At 73.6% G+C, this 1166-nt stretch carries 1 protein-coding gene and 1 pseudogene; both read left to right on the top strand.

Translation table 11 applies throughout. The features are described 5' to 3' along the window. The coding region (locus I0Q12_RS27380; protein ID WP_197256551.1) for an ATP-binding cassette domain-containing protein at positions 1-989 on the top strand (989 nt) is incomplete at its 5' end. After that, positions 986-1166, top strand: a pseudogene (locus tag I0Q12_RS27375) (energy-coupling factor transporter transmembrane protein EcfT); the annotation flags it as partial. The gene I0Q12_RS27380 and the pseudogene I0Q12_RS27375, both read left to right, overlap by 4 nt.

Below are 1166 nucleotides of genomic sequence, written 5' to 3'. Positions count from 1 at the left end.
GGTTGGGTGGGCTCGCGGACCGTCCCACCGAGGACCTGTCCGGCGGGCAGTTGCAGCGGCTGACGCTCGCCGGTGCGCTCGCCCGCCGCCCGGCCCTGCTGATCGCCGACGAGATCACCGCGATGGTCGACGACGCGAGCCGCGGCGCCCTGCTCGACCTGCTCGCCGGCATCGCCCGCGACGGCACGGCCGTCGTGCTCGTCACCCACGTCGAGGGGGAAGCGGCCACGGCTCGTCGCGTCGTCCACCTCGACCGCGGGCGACTCGTTCCCGCGCCCGCGCGGACCGCCCGGGCCGTGACGGTGGCGACCCCACCGGCCGTCGTCGACCCGATCCTCGAACTCCGCGATGTTACCCACACCTACGCCGCCCGGACCCCCTGGGCGCACACCGCGCTGCGGAACGTGACGCTGACGGTCGGTCGCGGCGAGGGGGTGCTCGTGGTGGGTGCGAACGGCTCCGGCAAATCGACCCTCGCCTGGGTACTGGCCGGACTGCACCGGCCCACCGCCGGCACCTGCACGCTGAAGGGCACCCCGACCGCCGATCTGCGCGGCGACATCGGACTGGTGTTCCAGCAGGCGCGACTGCAGCTGCAGCGACCCACCGTCGCCGAGGAGATCTGCGACGTCGCCGGCCTCGACTACATCGACCGCCCGTACGTGGCCGCGGTGCTGCAACGCGTCGGCCTGGGCACGCACCTGGTGGACCGTGCCGTCGACAGGCTCAGCGGCGGCGAGATGCGGCGCGTCGCGATCGCCGCACAACTCACCCGCGCCCCGCGCGTGCTGGTGCTCGACGAACCGCTCGCCGGGCTCGACGACGCCGGCCGCCACGAGCTCGTCGGACTCCTCGGGTACCTGCCCGAGACCGAGCACATGACGATCGTGGTCATCTCCCACGACCTGCACGGCATGGAAGCGGTGTGCTCGCGCACCGTGGTGCTCGATGCCGGCACGATCGTCGACGACCGGACGGTGGCGGCATGAGACGCACCGGCGCGCGAAGCCCGAACCGGAGCACCCGGCGTCCCCTGATCCTGCTGCGCCCGGTGCCACGTGAAACGCCCGTGCACCGGCTGTGGGCCGGCACCAAACTCCTCGCCGCCTCCGCGCTGGCGGTGACGGTCGCGTTCGTGCCGTCGTGGACCGGCCTGCTGGTGCTGG

Source organism: Rhodococcus sp. CX, assembly GCF_015865005.1.
In the GTDB taxonomy this organism is placed as follows: Bacteria; Actinomycetota; Actinomycetes; order Mycobacteriales; family Mycobacteriaceae; genus Rhodococcus.
Note: the sequence above shows the minus strand (reverse complement) of the source record. Positions and strands in the feature narration are given on the sequence as shown.